At 47.6% G+C, this 595-nt stretch carries 1 protein-coding gene; it reads left to right on the top strand.

Features of this window, described 5'->3' with window-relative positions; genetic code table 11:
* Positions 1 to 459: molybdopterin-guanine dinucleotide biosynthesis protein B (gene mobB, locus AC1DWB_RS36990; protein WP_477546003.1), on the top strand; the 459-nt coding region annotated here is incomplete at its 5' end.
* Positions 460 to 595: the final 136 nt, after the last annotated feature.

Here is a 595-nt window from a genome sequence, read left to right on the forward strand (position 1 = left end):
GTGCGTAGACTGGAGCTTACGGGCCTCCGAGTAGCGGTGGTGAAGCATGACGGTCACGGCCATTATAAGGAAGCAGAGGGATCGGATTCAGCTGCCTATCGATCTGCTGGCGCGTCTGCTGTTGTCGTTCTTTCCCCAGATAGTCTAGTGATCTACGAGAGATCAGCTTCCCGAACATTAGAAGAGTTGGTGGATCGACTTTCTGCACATGAGGAAGGCTATGATCTGATTGTTGCTGAGGGATTCAAGGGCAGCCATCATCCGAAAATCGTGGTCGCACGTACGATGGAAGACTTGATCGTTCTTGAACAGATCGGCCCAGGGTTGCTTGCGATCGCTTGTAAGAAGGAACTTTCACTCCCGGATCCCGATACTCCTATACTTGACATCGATGATCCGGCGGCAGTAGTCCTATATATCCTCAAATACCTGAAAGGCCTGGAATGGACTGCGGAATAACTTGACCTTTTGAGACATAAGTTAACTGGGAATCAATCAGGTTGTCTCAAAGTGTTTGAACTTTCTATGGATTTGTATTATAGTCTATACAGAGGCTATATATTTGAGGAGGAATACCACGATGGCAAAGTACACA

The sequence above is a fragment of the Paenibacillus sp. P4_E11 genome (assembly GCF_056401635.1).